This window comes from Streptomyces sp. NPDC048606 (assembly GCF_040650855.1).
GTDB lineage: Bacteria > Actinomycetota > Actinomycetes > Streptomycetales > Streptomycetaceae > Streptomyces.
Genome location: NZ_JBEZIB010000003.1, coordinates 270,905 through 286,146, shown reverse-complemented (window position 1 = coordinate 286,146; position 15,242 = coordinate 270,905). Strand labels below are relative to the sequence as shown.

The 15,242-nt window shown below is 73.8% G+C and carries 16 protein-coding genes and 1 tRNA gene; 9 read left to right on the top strand and 8 right to left on the bottom strand.

Annotated elements, in window-relative coordinates:
* Positions 1 to 15: 15 nt before the first annotated feature.
* Positions 16 to 942 (top strand): Yip1 family protein, encoded by a 927-nt coding sequence (locus tag AB0D01_RS05460; RefSeq protein ID WP_363053694.1) that lies wholly within the window; start codon positions 16 to 18, stop codon positions 940 to 942.
* Between the two features lie 89 nt (positions 943 to 1,031).
* Here the strand turns inward: AB0D01_RS05460 and AB0D01_RS05455 are convergent, their stop codons facing one another.
* Both AB0D01_RS05455 and dcd read right to left on the bottom strand, forming a co-directional pair.
* Positions 1,032 to 1,529 carry a phosphoribosyltransferase gene (locus AB0D01_RS05455; protein WP_363053693.1) on the bottom strand — a complete coding sequence of 166 codons (498 nt, stop codon included), beginning with the start codon at positions 1,527 to 1,529 and terminating at the stop codon, positions 1,032 to 1,034.
* Positions 1,526 to 2,113 carry a dCTP deaminase gene (gene dcd, locus AB0D01_RS05450; RefSeq protein ID WP_125813236.1) on the bottom strand — a complete coding sequence of 196 codons (588 nt, stop codon included), beginning with the start codon at positions 2,111 to 2,113 and terminating at the stop codon, positions 1,526 to 1,528. The genes AB0D01_RS05455 and dcd overlap by 4 nt, the downstream gene beginning before the upstream one ends.
* 469 nt (positions 2,114 to 2,582) lie before the next feature.
* Here dcd and AB0D01_RS05445 point away from each other — a divergent pair.
* Positions 2,583 to 2,653: transfer RNA gene (locus AB0D01_RS05445), tRNA-Gly, on the top strand.
* A gap of 53 nt (positions 2,654 to 2,706) precedes the next feature.
* On the opposite strand, the gene AB0D01_RS05440 is transcribed toward AB0D01_RS05445, so the two are convergent.
* A complete protein-coding gene (locus AB0D01_RS05440; RefSeq protein ID WP_363053691.1) occupies positions 2,707 to 3,114 on the bottom strand; it encodes a hypothetical protein in 408 nt (135 codons plus the stop codon).
* Positions 3,115 to 3,299: 185 nt separating this feature from the next.
* Between AB0D01_RS05440 and sigJ the strand changes: the two genes are divergently transcribed.
* A complete protein-coding gene (sigJ, locus tag AB0D01_RS05435) occupies positions 3,300 to 4,256 on the top strand; it encodes an RNA polymerase sigma factor SigJ (RefSeq protein ID WP_363053690.1) in 957 nt (318 codons plus the stop codon).
* Positions 4,257 to 4,535: 279 nt separating this feature from the next.
* Here sigJ and AB0D01_RS05430 read toward each other — a convergent pair whose 3' ends face one another.
* Positions 4,536 to 5,414: an NAD(P)-binding domain-containing protein gene (locus tag AB0D01_RS05430; protein WP_363053689.1), complete on the bottom strand. Its 879-nt coding sequence runs from the start codon at positions 5,412 to 5,414 to the stop codon at positions 4,536 to 4,538.
* Positions 5,415 to 5,567: 153 nt separating this feature from the next.
* Here AB0D01_RS05430 and AB0D01_RS05425 point away from each other — a divergent pair, with 153 nt between their 5' ends.
* From AB0D01_RS05425 to AB0D01_RS05400, 6 genes are all read left to right on the top strand, one after another.
* Positions 5,568 to 6,152 carry a TetR/AcrR family transcriptional regulator gene (locus AB0D01_RS05425; protein ID WP_363053688.1) on the top strand — a complete coding sequence of 195 codons (585 nt, stop codon included), beginning with the start codon at positions 5,568 to 5,570 and terminating at the stop codon, positions 6,150 to 6,152.
* Positions 6,153 to 6,188: 36 nt separating this feature from the next.
* Positions 6,189 to 6,647: a DUF5990 family protein gene (locus tag AB0D01_RS05420; protein ID WP_363053687.1), complete on the top strand. Its 459-nt coding sequence runs from the start codon at positions 6,189 to 6,191 to the stop codon at positions 6,645 to 6,647.
* 86 nt (positions 6,648 to 6,733) lie between these two features.
* Positions 6,734 to 8,383 carry a histidine kinase gene (locus AB0D01_RS05415; RefSeq protein WP_363053686.1) on the top strand — a complete coding sequence of 550 codons (1,650 nt, stop codon included), beginning with the start codon at positions 6,734 to 6,736 and terminating at the stop codon, positions 8,381 to 8,383.
* Positions 8,380 to 9,063 (top strand): response regulator transcription factor, encoded by a 684-nt coding sequence (locus AB0D01_RS05410; RefSeq protein ID WP_363053685.1) that lies wholly within the window; start codon positions 8,380 to 8,382, stop codon positions 9,061 to 9,063. The genes AB0D01_RS05415 and AB0D01_RS05410 overlap by 4 nt, the downstream gene beginning before the upstream one ends.
* 197 nt (positions 9,064 to 9,260) lie before the next feature.
* A complete protein-coding gene (locus tag AB0D01_RS05405; protein ID WP_363053684.1) occupies positions 9,261 to 10,064 on the top strand; it encodes an ABC transporter ATP-binding protein in 804 nt (267 codons plus the stop codon).
* 125 nt (positions 10,065 to 10,189) lie between these two features.
* The gene (locus AB0D01_RS05400; RefSeq protein WP_363053683.1) at positions 10,190 to 12,790 is read left to right on the top strand and encodes an FtsX-like permease family protein; all 2,601 of its coding nucleotides are present in this window, start codon (positions 10,190 to 10,192) and stop codon (positions 12,788 to 12,790) included.
* Between the two features lie 100 nt (positions 12,791 to 12,890).
* Here the strand turns inward: AB0D01_RS05400 and AB0D01_RS05395 are convergent, their stop codons facing one another.
* From AB0D01_RS05395 to AB0D01_RS05380, 4 genes are all read right to left on the bottom strand, one after another.
* A complete protein-coding gene (locus AB0D01_RS05395) occupies positions 12,891 to 13,346 on the bottom strand; it encodes a DUF1801 domain-containing protein (protein WP_363053682.1) in 456 nt (151 codons plus the stop codon).
* Positions 13,347 to 13,495: 149 nt separating this feature from the next.
* A complete protein-coding gene (locus AB0D01_RS05390) occupies positions 13,496 to 13,771 on the bottom strand; it encodes a hypothetical protein (protein ID WP_363053681.1) in 276 nt (91 codons plus the stop codon).
* A 19-nt stretch (positions 13,772 to 13,790) separates the two neighbouring features.
* Positions 13,791 to 14,204, bottom strand: a complete 414-nt coding sequence (locus AB0D01_RS05385; RefSeq protein ID WP_363053680.1) for a VOC family protein — start codon at positions 14,202 to 14,204, stop codon at positions 13,791 to 13,793.
* Positions 14,205 to 14,296: 92 nt separating this feature from the next.
* Complete coding sequence (locus AB0D01_RS05380) at positions 14,297 to 15,238, bottom strand: alpha/beta hydrolase (RefSeq protein WP_363053679.1); 942 nt, start codon at positions 15,236 to 15,238, stop codon at positions 14,297 to 14,299.
* Between the last annotated feature and the right edge of the window lie 4 nt (positions 15,239 to 15,242).

The following is a 15,242-nucleotide window of genomic DNA, read 5'->3' as shown; positions in this document are numbered from 1 at the left end:
GGTACTTTCGATCACGTGGCTGGATTCAGGATCGGACGCGGGCGCGACAACAACCGCCCCCCGCAACAACCCCCGCACACCCCGCGGCAGCAGCCGTACGGTCAGCAGCAGCAACCGCCGCAGGCACCGTACGGGCATCAGCCGTACCCTCCCGCAGGCCCACCGCCGCAGCAGGCCTGGCCCCAGCAGGGCGCGGCCGGGGGGCACGGAGAGCCGGAGTACTTCGACCCGTACGGGCAGCAGCCGCAGCAGCCGCAGAGCCCGTACACGGCCCCGCACGAGTCCTCGTACGCGAACAACCCGGGCCACACCCAGGCCTTCTCCTTCGGCGAGGACCCGTACGGCCAGGCGGCGAGCTACCAGGCGGGCCCGGGCCCGGCCCCGGCCGCGGCGCCGGTGGGACCGCGGCTGCACTGGAAGGAGCTCCTGCGCGGCATCGTGATGCGCCCGGGGCCGACGTTCCTCCAGATGCGCGACTACGCCGTGTGGGGTCCCGCGCTCGTCGTGACGTTCCTCTACGGCATGCTCGCGGTCTTCGGCTTCGACAAGGCCCGCGAGGACGCCATCAAGGCGACCCTCACCCAGGCGATCCCGATCGTGCTCAGCACGGGCGTGGCCTTCGTCATCTGCGGGCTGATCCTGGGCGCGGTCACGCACACGCTGGCGCGTCAGCTCGGCGGTGACGGCGCGTGGCAGCCGACGGTGGGGCTGTCGATGCTGGTGATGTCGATCACGGACGCCCCGCGTCTGGTGTTCGCGATCTTCCTGGGCGGCGACAACATGTTCGTCCAGGTCCTGGGCTGGATCACCTGGCTGGCCGCCGGCGCGCTGTTCACCTCGTTGGTCAGCAAGTCGCACGACCTGCCCTGGCAGAAGGCGCTGGGCGCGTCCGCGATCCAGCTGGTCGCCCTGCTGTCGATGATCAAGCTCGGCACTCTCTAGAGCCACGCGAGAGGGGCCCGGCGCACGCTGTTCCGCGTGTGCCGGGCCCCTCTCGCATGCGCCTTGCGCGTACGTCTTGCGCGTACGCCCTACGCGTCGAGGACCTGGCCCTCGCGCTTCACCACGGGCGGCTGGACCGACCAGGGGAACTCGATCCAGTCGTCGGTGCGCTTCCACACGTACTCGCACTGGACGAGCGAGTGCGACTTCTCGTAGATGACGGCGGAGCGGACCTCGGCGACGTGGCCGAGGCAGAAGTCGTGGACGAGCTTGAGCGTCTTGCCCGTGTCGGCGACGTCGTCGGCGATCAGGACCTTCTTGTTCGTGAAGTCGATCGCCTCGGGGACGGGGGCCAGCATGACCGGCATCTCCAACGTCGTCCCGACGCCCGTGTAGAACTCGACGTTCACGAGGTGGATGTTCTTGCAGTCCAGCGCGTACGCCAGGCCACCGGCCACGAACACGCCGCCGCGGGCGATGCTCAGGATGATGTCGGGCTCGTAGCCGTCGTCGGCGATGGTCTGGGCGAGTTCTCGGACGGCGTTGCCGAAGCCCTCGTAGGTCAGGTTCTCGCGTACTGCGCTCATGCGTCGTGCCTCACCTGGGTGCGGTGGAAGTTCTGGAAGGAGCGCGAGGCGGTCGGCCCGCGCTGTCCCTGGTACCTGGAGCCGTAGCGTTCGCTGCCGTACGGGAACTCCGCGGGCGAGCTGAGCCGGAACATGCACAGCTGCCCGATCTTCATGCCCGGCCAGAGCTTGATCGGAAGGGTGGCCAGGTTCGACAGCTCCAGGGTGACGTGCCCGGAGAAACCGGGGTCGATGAACCCGGCGGTCGAATGCGTCACCAGACCCAGCCGGCCGAGGCTGGACTTGCCCTCCAGACGGGAGGCGATGTCCTCGGGGAGGGAGATGACCTCGTACGTCGAGGCGAGGACGAACTCACCCGGATGCAGGATGAAGGCCTCGTCCCCCTCGGGCTCGACCATGCGCGTCAGGTCGGGCTGCTCGATCGCGGGGTCGATGTGCGCGTAGCGGTGGTTCTCGAAGACCCGGAAGAACCGGTCGAGGCGCACATCGATGCTGGAGGGCTGCACCATCGACTCGTCGAACGGGTCAATGCGAACCCGTCCGCTGTCGATCTCGGCCCGGATGTCTTTGTCGGAGAGAAGCACGTCCCGAGGATACGCAGAGCGCGCGGGCCACCCCCAATCGGAGCGGCACCCGCGCGCCCGGCCCAATCCCGTCCGCTAGCGCTTGGGCGAACCGCCCACGGGCACGGCGTGACGCAGCCGCGCGCACCGCGGACACCGCAGCAGCCGTCCGGGCCCGATCCGGCCGGCACCGAGATGCTGCAGCGGGAACGAAGCGGTACTGAACACGTGCCCTTCGGCACAGCGGACGACGGTGTGCTCCATCGAGTCCCTTTCCCCAACGAGCCGTACTGCGATGAATCGCCACATTAGGGGATGAAGAGGACCCCGCGCCGGCCGCCGCTCCGCACCGCTACGGTACGCCCCAACTCCCGCCCCCACGAACCGCGATGCCACCCGAAAACACCGACGACCCCACGGGTCGATTCACCGGGGGTCGATCATGGGGTACAGTGTGCAACGATACGGCTCCAGGAAACTGGACCGCTGTGCGGATGTAGTTTAATGGTAGAACATGAGCTTCCCAAGCTTATAGCGCGGGTTCGATTCCCGTCATCCGCTCTTCAACGAAGGCCCAGGTCAGCAATGACCTGGGCCTTCTGCGTTTTCCAGACCTATCGCGGAGGTCGGGTGGCGGTGCGGTGGGTGGAGAGCATGCGGAGCAGTGCCGTCGCGCTCAGGCCGAACATCAGGACGCCCAGGGGGACATGGAGCGACGACACGTGCGCGACGCCCAGGACCACCTGCGCCGACGCGAGGGCGAGGAAGCCGGTCGCGTACAGGATGGGGCGGGGCGAGCCGCCGCCCGGGCGCCACGCCAGGACCGCGGCGACGACGTACAGCATCGAGGCGCCGTACATCACCTTCGATCCGGCGTCGTGCAGCGCGTAACCGTGGGACGAGGAGAGCAGCATTCCGGCGGTGACCGCCTGGAAAAAGAGGGCCACCGTCTGCAGGGCCATGGCAACCTGCGGAAACGTGACTCTGCCCGGTACTGCCGTCGTCGTCGTGTGTGTGGCCATGACGCGGTCCCCTCTTCTGCCTCGCGGCGGCGGATCGTGGTGTCTCGGTGGTACGACGACGTGGCTCCTCGAAATGTGAGGTGGGCCGGCGGACCTGACCTTTCGGGGTGCTGTCTCGTCGAGGTGGTCGAGGTACCGAAGTGGCGGGCGCGAGCGAACGAGAAGCACAGGGAGCGATCACGACCATGAGCACCCCATCCGAGCCGGAGCTGAGCGCCGTCGTCGACGAACGGCGCCGGCTGATCAACCTCGCCTACCGGCTGCTCGGTTCACTGGCCGAGGCCGAGGACGCCGTGCAGGAGACGTACACGCGCTGGTACGCGATGTCGCGCCGGCAGCAGGAGGCCATCGCGTCCCCCGGCGCCTGGCTGACGACGGTGGCGGGCCGCGTCTGCCTGGACATGCTCGGCTCGGCCCGGGCCCGGCGGGAGCGGTACGTCGGCGCGTGGATACCCGAGCCGCTGCCCGACCGTACGGAGTGGTCCGTCGGAGCGGCGGGCGGCGGCGGGGCCGAGCCGGCCGACCCCGCCGACCGGGTCACCCTGGACGAGTCGGTGCACATGGCCTTCCTCGTCGTACTGGAGTCGATGACCCCGGCCGAACGCGTGGCGTTCGTCCTGCACGACGTCTTCCGCTACCCCTTCGCCGAGATCGCCGGGATCGTCGGCCGGACGCCGGCGGCCTGCCGGCAGCTGGCTTCGTCGGCCCGTCGGCGCATCGGCGCCGCGCGGACCCCGGCGGCCGCGACGGCCGGGCAGGCCGGCCTGGTGCGGGACTTCAAGGAGGCGTGGGAGGCCAAGGACATCAAGGCCCTCGTCGGCCTCCTCGACCCCGGCGCCACGATGACCGCCGACGGCGGCGGCATGGTCGGCACCGTCCTGCGGCCGGTCGAGGGCGCCGAGCAGATCGCCCGGTACCTGATCCACATCGCCGACAAGGTGCCCGGGATGGCGCTCCTGGAGCGTACGGTCAACGGCCGGCCGGGCCTGGTCGCGCAGCGCGCGGGCCGCACCGTCACCGTGGCGGCGTTCGACCTCGCCGGCGACCGCATCGCCCGCATCTGGGCGGTCCGCAACCCGGAGAAGCTCCGGGCCTGGACCGAGGACGAGGAGGACGAGGAGGGCGAGGGCGAGATGGGCTGAGCGGGGAATCTCGCCGCCGCCTGTGTCCTGCGTACCGTCATCTCGGGCCCCGCGGCGAGCGGGTGACGTGATCAGAGGGGTTCCGGAGGGTGGCGGTGCGGGCCCTAGGGCCTGTCGTCAAACTTCCGTCGTCGCCCGTAGGGCGGCCCCGCGGCGGCTGGTGCGTGCTCTCGGCGTGCCGGGCGGAAGCCCTTGTACTGGACGTACTCGGTCTTCCGCCCGGTGCGGCGAGAGTGCGTGCCAGGCGTCGCGGGGCAGGCGGGAGTTTGACGACAGGGCCTAGGCGGGCTTCGTCATGAGCTCCGCGACGGAGGAGAAGCTGTCCGCGGCGTGGCCGGCCTCCATGCCCCGGCGGAAGAGGTCGACGACCGCGGTCGGGAGGGTGGTGTCGACGCCCGCGTCGGCGTGGGTGTGCAGGACGTGCTCGACGCTGGCCGTGCCCATGGCCAGCCGGTCCACGTCGCCGGTGTGGACGCCGGCGTCGATGCGCTCCGCGTAGAAGGAGAGGAACCCGGGGAGGGAGTTCGCCGTGTCGACGGCGTGCTCCAGGATGTCGCCGGCGGTCAGGCCGTTGGCGCGGGCGAGGGCGGTCGCCTGCCAGTAGCTCAGCATCGAGGTCCAGAACATGGTCATGCCGATCTGGTAGAAGAGCGCGGCCAGTCCCGGGTCCTCCCCCTTGTGGTCCGCCCGACCCGTGACGACCTCCAGCGCCGGCCGGTGGGCGTCGAACGCCTCGCGGGGGCCGCTGTAGAAGGTGGACGACTCGGCCTTGCCGATGCCGGAGGGCGGGACGGTGACGCCGCCGGTCAGCTGGACGGCGCCCCGTTCGGCGGCCCAGCGGGCGGCCTTGCGGGCCTCCTCGGGGGTGTCGGAGCTGAGGTTGACGAGGACCTTGCCGGTGAGCCGGGTGGTGGCGGGCTCCAGTACGTCGTACATCGCCGCGTAGTCCGTGAGGCTCAGGATCACGAGCTCGTTCGCGTCCAGGGCCTCGGCGACGGTCGGCGCGAGGTGGGCGCCGCGGGCCACCAGGTCGGCGGCGCGGGCCGCGGTGCGGTTCCAGACGGTGACCTCGTAGCCGCGGTCCAGGAAGACCTCGACCATCGCGCGGCCCATGGGGCCGAGGCCGATGACGGTGACGGACTGACGGGTGCTGCTCATGACTGATCCCCCATGTGTGGTTGGCGACGTGGTCGCCGACGTGGTCGTCGGCTCGACCGCTGGACTAGAACGAGCGCTCTATCCAGCGGCTGGACAGAAAGTAGCACAGATCTAGAACGAGCGCTCTACTCAATCGCCGGGTACGGTGAACCCATGCAGAACACCACCCGCGACCGGATCGTCGTCGCCGCCGCGCGCCTGCTCCAGCGCCAGGGATACGTCGGTACGGGGATCAAGCAGATCGCCAACGAGGCCCAGGCGACGCTCGGTTCCGTCTACCACTTCTTCCCCGGCGGCAAGGAGACCGTCGCCGTGGCGGCCATCGCGCACAGCAGCGCGGAGTTCGCCGCGCTGCTGCGCGGGGCGCTGGCCGGCGAGGAGGATCCCGCCGAGGCCGTGCTGGCCTGCTCCCGCCAACTCGCCGAGGAGCTGCGCCGATCCGGCTGGATCGACGGCTGCCCCGTCACGGCGGCGGCCCTGGAGACGCTCGGCACCGACTCGGAGATCCAGCGGGCCTGCGCCGACGCCCTGCGCGACTGGACCGCCCTGGTCCACGACAAGCTCCTGACGGCCGGCTTCGACGCGGCGACCGCCCAGGAGATCGCCGGCACGGTCATCAGCACCCTGGAGGGCGCCGAGGTCACCGCCCAGGTCAACCGCAGCGAGGAACCCCTGCACGCGGCGGGCCGGCAACTGGCCCGCCTGGTGCGGTCGTACGAGCTCCGGCCGGCGGGCTGACGGACCGTCCGGGGCGGGTCGGGTGAGGATGGGCGCATGCGGATTCGGATCGAAGCGAACGACCTCCCCGGCCGGGCCTGCGCCGCGCGCCCCGGCTTCCCCGGCTACGGCAACATCCACGTCGCGGTCCAACGGCGCACTCCCCCGGGCGAACTCCTGGACCCGCGGCCCGCGGACGCCGACGCGGCGACGTGGACGCTGGAGTGCACGGCGACGGCGACCGACGCGGGCCACGACCTGCGGGGCCCCTGCGTCCAGGGCCGCCCGGCCGGCCGGTTCATCTACCTGACCTGGGGCGACGTCGACGAGGCCGGGAACTTCGCGATGTTCCGCCGCGCCAAGCTGATGCTCGACGCCATCGACCCGGACACCGTCGCGGCCGCAACGCGCTCCGGCACCCTCCTCGCCCGCCTGGGCCTCACCGACGCCCAGGGCCTCCCCCTGTGTGCCGCCGTCCGCCCCCCGCTCGTCACCTGGTCCGCCCCACCCGCCTGAGCGCCCGGGCCTCTGCCTTTCGGGAGAGGCGGGGTTCGGTCCGTGGGCGCATGTTCCGGGGCGGGTGGGCGTCGATACTGGGCAGCGTGCCGGTCATCAGCGTTTTGCGTCGTTTCGCCCCCGGCCGCGCGGTCGCGGAGACGATCGGCGTGGCCCTCGCCGGGCTGGGGGTGTACGTGGCGCTCGGGCTGCTCCACTGCCTGGAGCATCCGCGGGCGCAGCTCGCGCTGCTCGTCGCCGGGGTCGGGCTGTTCGCGCTGCGGCGCCGGGTGCCGGGCGCCGCCGTGCTGCCGGTGCTGGCCGCGCTGGCCGGGGTCGCGCCCGTCCTCGGGCCCGTCACGGCCGGAGCGGCGTACGCGGTGGCCCGCCGGTCGGTCCGGGCCCGGCTGCTCGCGGGGTCCGGCGCCGCGCTCGTGGCGGCGGCCACGGCGGCCGGGAGCGAGTTCGGGCCCGGTTCCCCGGCGTACGGGCTGGCCCTCGGCCTGGTGCTCGCGCCGACCGCCGTGATCGTGCCCGGCCTCGTCGGCACGGCCCGGGGGCAGCAGGAACGGCTGGTACGGGCGCTGCGCGAGCGCGGTGACGCCGCGGAACGGGCCCGCAGGCTGGCGGACAGCGAGGCCCGCACCCACGAGCGTTCCCGGATCGCCGCCGAGATGCACGACCTGGTGGGGCACCGGCTGAGCCTCGTCTCGTTGCACGCCGGCGGGCTGGAGCTGGCCCTGGAGCGGGCCGCGCCCGAACTGCGCGAGGAGGCGGTGCTGGTACGCCGCACCACCCGGGACGCCATGCGCGAGCTGCGCCAGGCCCTCGGGGTGCTCGGCCCGCTCGGCCGGGACACGGGAGCGCACGCGCTCACCGACGCCACGGGCACCCGCGCCGACGTCGAGGCGCTGCTGGCGGAGTCCCGCGACGGGGGGATCGCCGTACGGCTCGACTGGACCGGGCCGGACCTCGACGCCCGGCCCGCGCCGGTGCGCCGGGCGGTGCACCGCGTCGTGCGGGAGGCGCTGACCAACGTGCACCGGTACGCCGCCGAGGCGCACGTCGCCGTGACCGTGGAGCACGACGCGCGGCGGGTACGGGTCACCGTGTACAACGGCGCCCCGCCGGGGCCCGCGCCCGCCGGGGAGGGCCTCGGCACCGGGCGCGGGCTGGCCGGGCTGCGGGAACGGGTGGAGCTGCTCGGCGGGACGCTGGAGGCCGGCGCGCTGCCGTCGGGCGGGTTCCGGGTGGCGGCGTCCGTACCGGCGGAACCGGGCGAGGGCCCGGAGCCGGGCGGGGACCCGGTACCGGCGGCCCCGCGAGGGGTCGTGGCCGGGACGGGGGCCGGTACGGGGGACGGCGCGGCCGGGCGTCGTACCGCCGGGGCGCTGCTCGTCTGCGGGCTGCTCACGCTGTGCGTGCTGATGGTCCTCGGGGTCGCCTTCGTCTTCGCGGTACGGCCGACCGGTCCCTCGGGGCCGGCTCCGCTGCCGCGCGTCGGCATGACGTACCAGGAGGTGGCGGCGACGGGCGTCCTGGACAACAAGGCCGTGCGGGCCGCCGCCACCGGGCACGAACCGCCGCGCCCGGCCGGCACGGCCGGCTGCGTGTACCCCTTCAACGGGGCCACCGAGCCGGGCCCGGACGGGCTGGTCGTCGCCCGCTACTGCTTCGACGCCGCACAGCGGCTGATCGCCATCGACCGCTTTCCCGTGCCGTCGGTCCGGGACACCACGCCCTGGGAGACCCCGTGACCGAGCCGAACCGTCCGATCCGCGTCCTGCTCGCCGACGACGAGGCGATGATCCGGGCCGGGGTCCGCCTGATCCTGCGGCACGCCGGCGACATCGACGTCGTCGCCGAGGCCGCCGACGGCCGGCAGGCCGTCGACCTGGCCGCCGCCCACCACCCCGACGTGGCGCTGGTCGACATCCGCATGCCGGTCCTCGACGGGTTGGCCGCGATCGCGCCGCTGCTCGCGCTCGATCCCGCGCCGCGCGTGGTGATGCTCACGACCTTCGGCGACGAGGACAACGTCCTGCGGGCGCTGCGGGAGGGGGCGACCGGCTTCCTGTTGAAGGACGAGGGCCCGCAGGAGCTGATCAGCGCGGTACGGGCCGCCGCCGGCGGGGACGCCGTGCTGTCCCCGGGCGTCACCGCCTCGGTGATCGGCCGGATGCTGGACGGCGGCGGCGCGGGTCCGGGTCCCGCCGAGCGCGCGCTCGGGGACGAGCGGATCGCCCGGCTCACCGCGCGGGAGCGGGAGGTCCTCGCGATGCTCGGGGAGGGCCTGTCGAACCAGGACGTCGCCGACCGGCTGGGCATCGGGATCGGCACGGTGAAGACGCACGTGGGCGCGATCCTGGAGAAGACGGGGTCGACGAGCCGGGTCCAGGCGGCGCTCCTCGCCCACCGGTCGGGCCTGGCCTCCTGACACCGAGGACGGGGGCGGCGGACCCGGGGGCGGCGGACCGGGGCGGCCCGGTCGCGGCCTCTGTCCAAAGGCGGGGAGCGGCCCGCCGGCCCGGCCTTTCGACAGAGCCCGGGTCCAGCCCGCAGGCCGATGTCCGCGCAGGTCAGGGCGGTGACGATGGGAAAGTCCCCCGCCCTCGCACCGCTCGGAGCATCCCCGTGTCGCAGTTCTCCCCGTACCCCGGCGCCGCCCAGGCGGCGCGTCCCGTCATCGAACCGGCCGCCCGCGCCACGGGCCTGACGAAGGTCTACGGGAAGGGCGGGACGCGCGTCACGGCCCTGGACGGGGTGAGCGTCAAGTTCGCCCGGGGCCGGTTCACCGCCGTCATGGGCCCCTCGGGCTCCGGGAAGTCCACGCTGATGCACTGTCTGGCCGGGCTGGACACGGTGTCGTCCGGTTCCGCGCGCATCGGCGACACCGAGCTGTCCTCGCTGAACGAGCGGCAGCTGACCGCCCTGCGCCGGGACAAGGTGGGCTTCGTCTTCCAGGGCTTCAACCTGCTGCCCACCCTCACCGCCCTGGAGAACATCACGCTGCCCCTGCGGATCGCCGGGCGGGCGCCCGACCCGGAATGGCTGGAGACCGTCGTCGCCACCGTCGGCCTCGGCGACCGACTGGGGCACCGTCCCGCCGAGCTGTCCGGCGGGCAGCAGCAGCGGATCGCGGTGGCCCGCGCGCTGCTCTCCCGGCCCGAGATCGTCTTCGCCGACGAGCCGACCGGGAACCTCGACTCGCGCTCCGGGGCCGAGATCCTCGGCTTCCTGCGCTACTCCGTACGGGAGTTGGGGCAGACGGTGGTGATGGTCACGCACGATCCGGTGGCCGCCGCGCACGCGGACCGGGTGGTGTTCCTCGCCGACGGCCGGCTCGTCGACGAGCTGCGCGAGCCGACCGCGGGCGCCGTGCTCGACCGGATGCTCCGGTTCGAGGCCGAGGCCGAGGACGCCGGCCCCGGCCACTGAGCCCCGCCCGCCGAGCCTCGCGCGCCGAGCCCGGCCACCGCACCCGCCCGCCGAGCCGCCCGCCGATCCCGGCCCCCGCGCCCGGCCACCCCGTGCCCCTCCCCGCCTCCTCCCGAAAGCTCCCCATGCTGCGAACAGCCCTGCGCAACCTCCTCGCGCACAAGGCCCGTCTGGCCATGACCGTGCTCGCGGTCTGTCTCGGTGTCGCGTTCGTCTGCGGCTCCCTCGTCTTCGCGGACTCCTCCGCCGCCGCCCACCGGGCCGCCACCTCCAAGGACTTCGCGGACATCGCCGTGTCCGTGGGCCCGAAGAGCTCCCCGGCCGAATCCGTCGAGGAGCGGGGCGCGACCGCCCTCGACGACGCGCTCGTAGGGAAGTTGGCCGCCCTGCCCGGCGTCGCCTCCGTACGCCCGAACGCCGACGGCTCGGCCACCCTGGCCGACGCGGACGGCGCTCCGCTGCGGGCCGGGAACGCCCGCTCGAACCTGGCCGGCGCCTACGTACCGGGCGCGGACGGCACGGACGACCGCCACCCGCTCGTCGCCGGCCGCGCCCCCGCCGGTCCGGACGAGATCGTCGTGGACGAGGGCACGGCCGCGGCGGGCCGGCTCTCGCTCGGCGACACGGTCCGGCTGGCCACGGACGGGCCGGTCATGACCAAGCGGCTCGTCGGCCTCGTCCGGTCCTCGGACAGCCGGGTGACCGCCGGCGGGACCCTCGTCCTGTTCGACCGGGCCACCGCGCAGGGGCTGTTCGCCTCCCCGGGCCGCTACACCGGCATCGACCTGGCGGCCACGCCCGGCACCCCGGCGCGGGAACTGTCCGCGCGGGTCTCGGCCGCCCTGCCGGCGGACCGCGCCGAGGCCGTCACCGGCGCCGCGCTGGCGGCCCAACAGGCCGTCCTCGTGGATACGTTGACCCGGGGATACACCAAACTGCCGCTGGTCTTCGCCGGGGTGTCCCTCTTCATCGGGTCGTTCCTGATCGTCAACACCTTCACCGTGCTGGTGACCCGCCGCACCCGTGAGATCGCCCTGCTGCGGGCGATCGGCGCCTCCCGCCGGCAGGTGTCCGGCGCCGTCCTCGTCGAGGCGGCCCTCCTCGGCCTGGTCGCGTCGGCAGCCGGGTTCCTCCTCGGGCTCGGCGTGGCCGCCGCCCTGCCCGGCCTGCTGAGCACCGACCGGGACGCGCTGCCGAACGGCCCGCTGGTGATCGGAGCGCTGCCCGTCGTCGCCGCGCTCGCCGTCGGGGTCGGGGTCACCGTGCTCGCCGCGTGGCTGCCCGCGCGCAGGGCCGCGAAGGTCGCGCCCGTCGAGGCGATGCGCTCGGCCGAACAGCCGCCCTCGACCGGCCGGCAGCGGGTGCGGGGGGCCGTTGGCCTGGCCCTGCTCGCCCTCGCCGCCGCCCTGCTGGTGTCGCTGTCCGGGGCGAAGGACGCTTCGACGGACAACCTCCAGGACGCGATGGTCGCCTGCGGGCTCCTGATCGCCGCGCTGATCGTGCTGGCGCCGCTGCTCGCCCGACCGGTGATCCGGCTGACGGGCGCCCTGGCCGACCGGGTCACGGGCCGGGCGGCGGGCCGCTCCGGGCTCGTCGGGCACCTGGCGCGCGAGAACGCGTTGCGCGACCCGCGGCGTACGGCGGCCACCGCCTCCGCCCTGATGATCAGCACGGCGCTGGTGGCCGGGCTCGCCGTCATCGGGGAGTCCACCGGGCGGGCCCTGGACCGGCAGGCCGCCGCCGGGCTCGCCGCCGACTGGGTGATCGGCACCCGCACCCCCACCCACGGCATCGACGCGGACGCCGTGCGCCGGGTGGCCGCCGTCCCCGGGGTGCGCACGGCCACGGCCGTCGCGGACTCCACGCTCGTCACCGGCGGCACGGTCCGCCGGCTGTCCGGGGTCGACCCGGCCGTCGTGGACCGGGTCATGCGGCTGGACTTCGTCGGCGGCTCCGCCGAGGGCCTCGGGCCGGGGCGGATCGCGGTGTCCCGCAGCCTCGCCCGGGAGAACCACCTCGCGGCGGGCGACCGGCTCACCGCGCGCATGGGCCGCGACCAGGAGCCGCGTCCGTACACCGTCGTCGGCGTCTACGAGGACAACCCGACGGCGGGTGACGCGCTCGGCGACGCCTCCGAGGTGCGGCGCAGCGCCTTCCGGCCCGATTCCGCGCAGCGGGTCCTCGTACGCGCCGACGGCGGGGCCGCGGGCGCGGCGACGGCGGCCGCGACGGCGAAGCGGCTGCGGGCGGCGGTGGGCGACAACCCGCTGCTGAAGGTGCAGGACCGGGCGTCGTTGGTCCGGGAGGCGGCGGGCAGCGTCGGCGACCTGCTGGCCCTGATGTACGGGCTGCTCGCGCTCGGCGTCGCGGTCGGCGCGCTCGGCATCGTGAACACGCTGGCCATGTCGGTGGCGGAACGGACCCGGGAGATCGGCGTCCTGCGCGCGCTCGGCATGGACCGCGCCGGCGTGCGGCGGATGATCCGGTCGGAGGCCGTGCTCGTCGCCGCCTTCGGCACGCTGTTGGGCCTGGTGGGCGGCGTGTTCAGCGCCTGGGCGGTCGGTTCGCTGGCCAACGGGGCGATGAAGGGGTACGCGCTCGTGCTGCCCTGGGGGACCCTCGCCCTGGTCTGCCTGCTGTCGCTCGCGGTGGGCGCGGTCGCGGCGTTCGTCCCCGCGCGGCGGGCGGCGGCGCTGGATCCGCTGCGGGCGGTGGCGGACGCGTAGCGCGCGGGGTTCGGGGCCCGGGGAGCAGCGCTCGGGGTTCGGCGCTCGACTCGCGGCGCGTGCGGCGGTGGTCCGGCCGGACCACCGCCGCACGCCCGACTCAGGCGACGGCCCTGCGGACGAGGGCGGCGACCAGCTCCTCGTCGGCGGCGGTCAGCTCCTTCAGGCCGTACGTGGTGGGCCACAGGTTGCCCTCGTCCAGCCGCGCCTGGTCGCTGAAACCGAGGGTGGCGTAGCGGGACTTGAACTTCTGCGCGCTCTGGAAGAAGCAGACGACCTTGCCGTCCCGGGCGTACGCGGGCATCCCGTACCAGAGCTTCGGGGTGAGGGCGGGGGCGGCGGCGCGGACGATGGCGTGGACGCGCTCGGCGAGGACGCGGTCCTCCTCGGGCATCTCGGCGATCTTGGCGAGCACCTCGCCCTCCGTGTCGGCCTTGGCCCCGCGCGGGCCGCGGCGCGCCGTCGCCTTCAGCTCCTTGGCGCGCTCCTTCATCGCGTCGCGCTCCTCCTCGGTGAAACCGTCGTAGGTCTTCTCGTCCGCGGTGGTGGCCTTCATGGCGGTGTTCCTCTCGGGCGGGGGCGGGCTCGTCAGGGCGGTTCGGGGCACGTGGTGGCGCTGTTCGGTGGCGCCGTGGCGCGGTGGCGCTGTTCGGTGGCGCGTGAGAGCGGTGCGTGGGGCGTACGCGGGGCCCGCGGCCCGGCCCGTCAGGCCGGGCGGGGGGCGGTGACGCCGTGGCGGGCCGCCGTCGCGGCGCGTTCCGCGCGGCGGGCCAGCAGGTAGGCGTGGGGCTGGGCGCCGTACGCGAGGCGGAAGAGCCGGGTGAGGTGGCGGGGCGCCATGTCGGCGGCCCGGGCGAGCGCCTCGACGTCCAAGGGCCGGGCGTGCTCGCGGTCGATGCGGTCGCGGACGCGGCGCAGTCGGGCGAAGTCGCTCCGACGCCGGGCGAGGGTCAGGGCCTCGCCCCATCCGGGGAGGCACATGCGCTGCCTCCGCCCGGCCCTAGCGCAGTTCCTGGATGCGGATCAGGTTGCCCGCCGGGTCGCGGAAGGCGCAGTCGCGGATGCCGTACGGCTGCTCGATCGGCTCCTGGACGACCTCGACGTCACCGGCCGACTGGATCTTCTCGAAGGTGCCGTCGAGGTCCGGGGTGGCCAGCAGGATCCAGCCGTAGGTGCCCTTGGCCATCATCTCGGCGATGGTGCGGCGCTCGTCGTCGGTGATCCCGGGGTCGACGGCCGGCGGGGCCAGCAGGATGGAAGTGCCGGGCTGTCCGGCGGGGCCGACGGTGATCCAGCGCATCTTGCCCTGGCCGACGTCGTTGCGGACCTCGAAGCCGAGGACGTCGCGGTAGAAGGCCAGGGAGGCCTCGGGGTCCTCGTGCGGGAGGAAGCTGGTGTGAATGCTGATGTCCATGGCCGAAACGTTAGTCCGGGCCCCTCCCCGCCGGCTTCTCCATTCGTGACCGGTCGGCGACGATCACGGGATCGGGTGGGGGCCCGTTCGGGCTACCGCGCGTGGTCGAGGGAGTCGACGTCCTCCATGAAGCTCAGCATCCGGGGGTTGACGAAGGCGGGGTGGTCGATCTGCGGGCCGTGTCCGGTCCCCTCGACGATCTCCGCGCGGGCCCCGGGGATGATGCGCGGGACGCGTTCCAGCTGTCGCTTGGGGTGCACCAGCAGGCTGCGCTTGCCCATGATCAGGTAGAACGGCGTGCGGATCGTGCCCAGTTCGGCGTCGCTGAGCGGCAGCGGGGCGGGTCGGCGGATCCGGAAGGCGCGGACCTGGGCCTGGATCCAGACGCGCAGCTCGGGGACGACGAGCACGGGCTGCTCCAGCCAGGAGGCCAGGCGCGGGCGCAGCGCCTTGGGCGCGAAGGTGGCGAAGAGGCTGGCGAAGATCCACACGAAGAAGCGCAGGCCCACCTTCTCCAGTCCGCCCGGGTCGAGGGCGGTGACGGAGGCGAGGCGTTCGGGGCGGCGGTGCACCTGGTTGATGACCAGCCAGCCGCCGTAGGAGGACCCGACGAGGTGGACGCGGTCCAGGCCGAGGCCCTCGAACACCTCCTCCATCCACTGGGCGGCGCGCTCGGGCTGCCACATGGGTTCGCGCTGGACGCTGCGGCCGGGGTCGCCGGGGGTGTCGAAGGCGTAGACGGGGCGTTCGGCGCTGAGCGCGGGGGTGTTGGGGTACCACATCGCGGAGCAGCCGCCGGAGCCGTGGATGAGGACGACGGGCGTACGGGACTCGGCGGCGGGGTCGGTGGGGCCGAACCGGTAGACGCGGGTGGTGCCGAAGCTGGTCTCCACGTCGGTCTCGGAGCGGATGGGCGCGCCCATCGCGAAGAGGGCGTCGCAGGTGGCGAAGTAGCGGTCGCGCAGGGTGTCGTTGACGTAGCGGCCGACGTCGCGGCGCGGACGGGACGGGGACGGGGACGGGGAAACGGGCACGGGC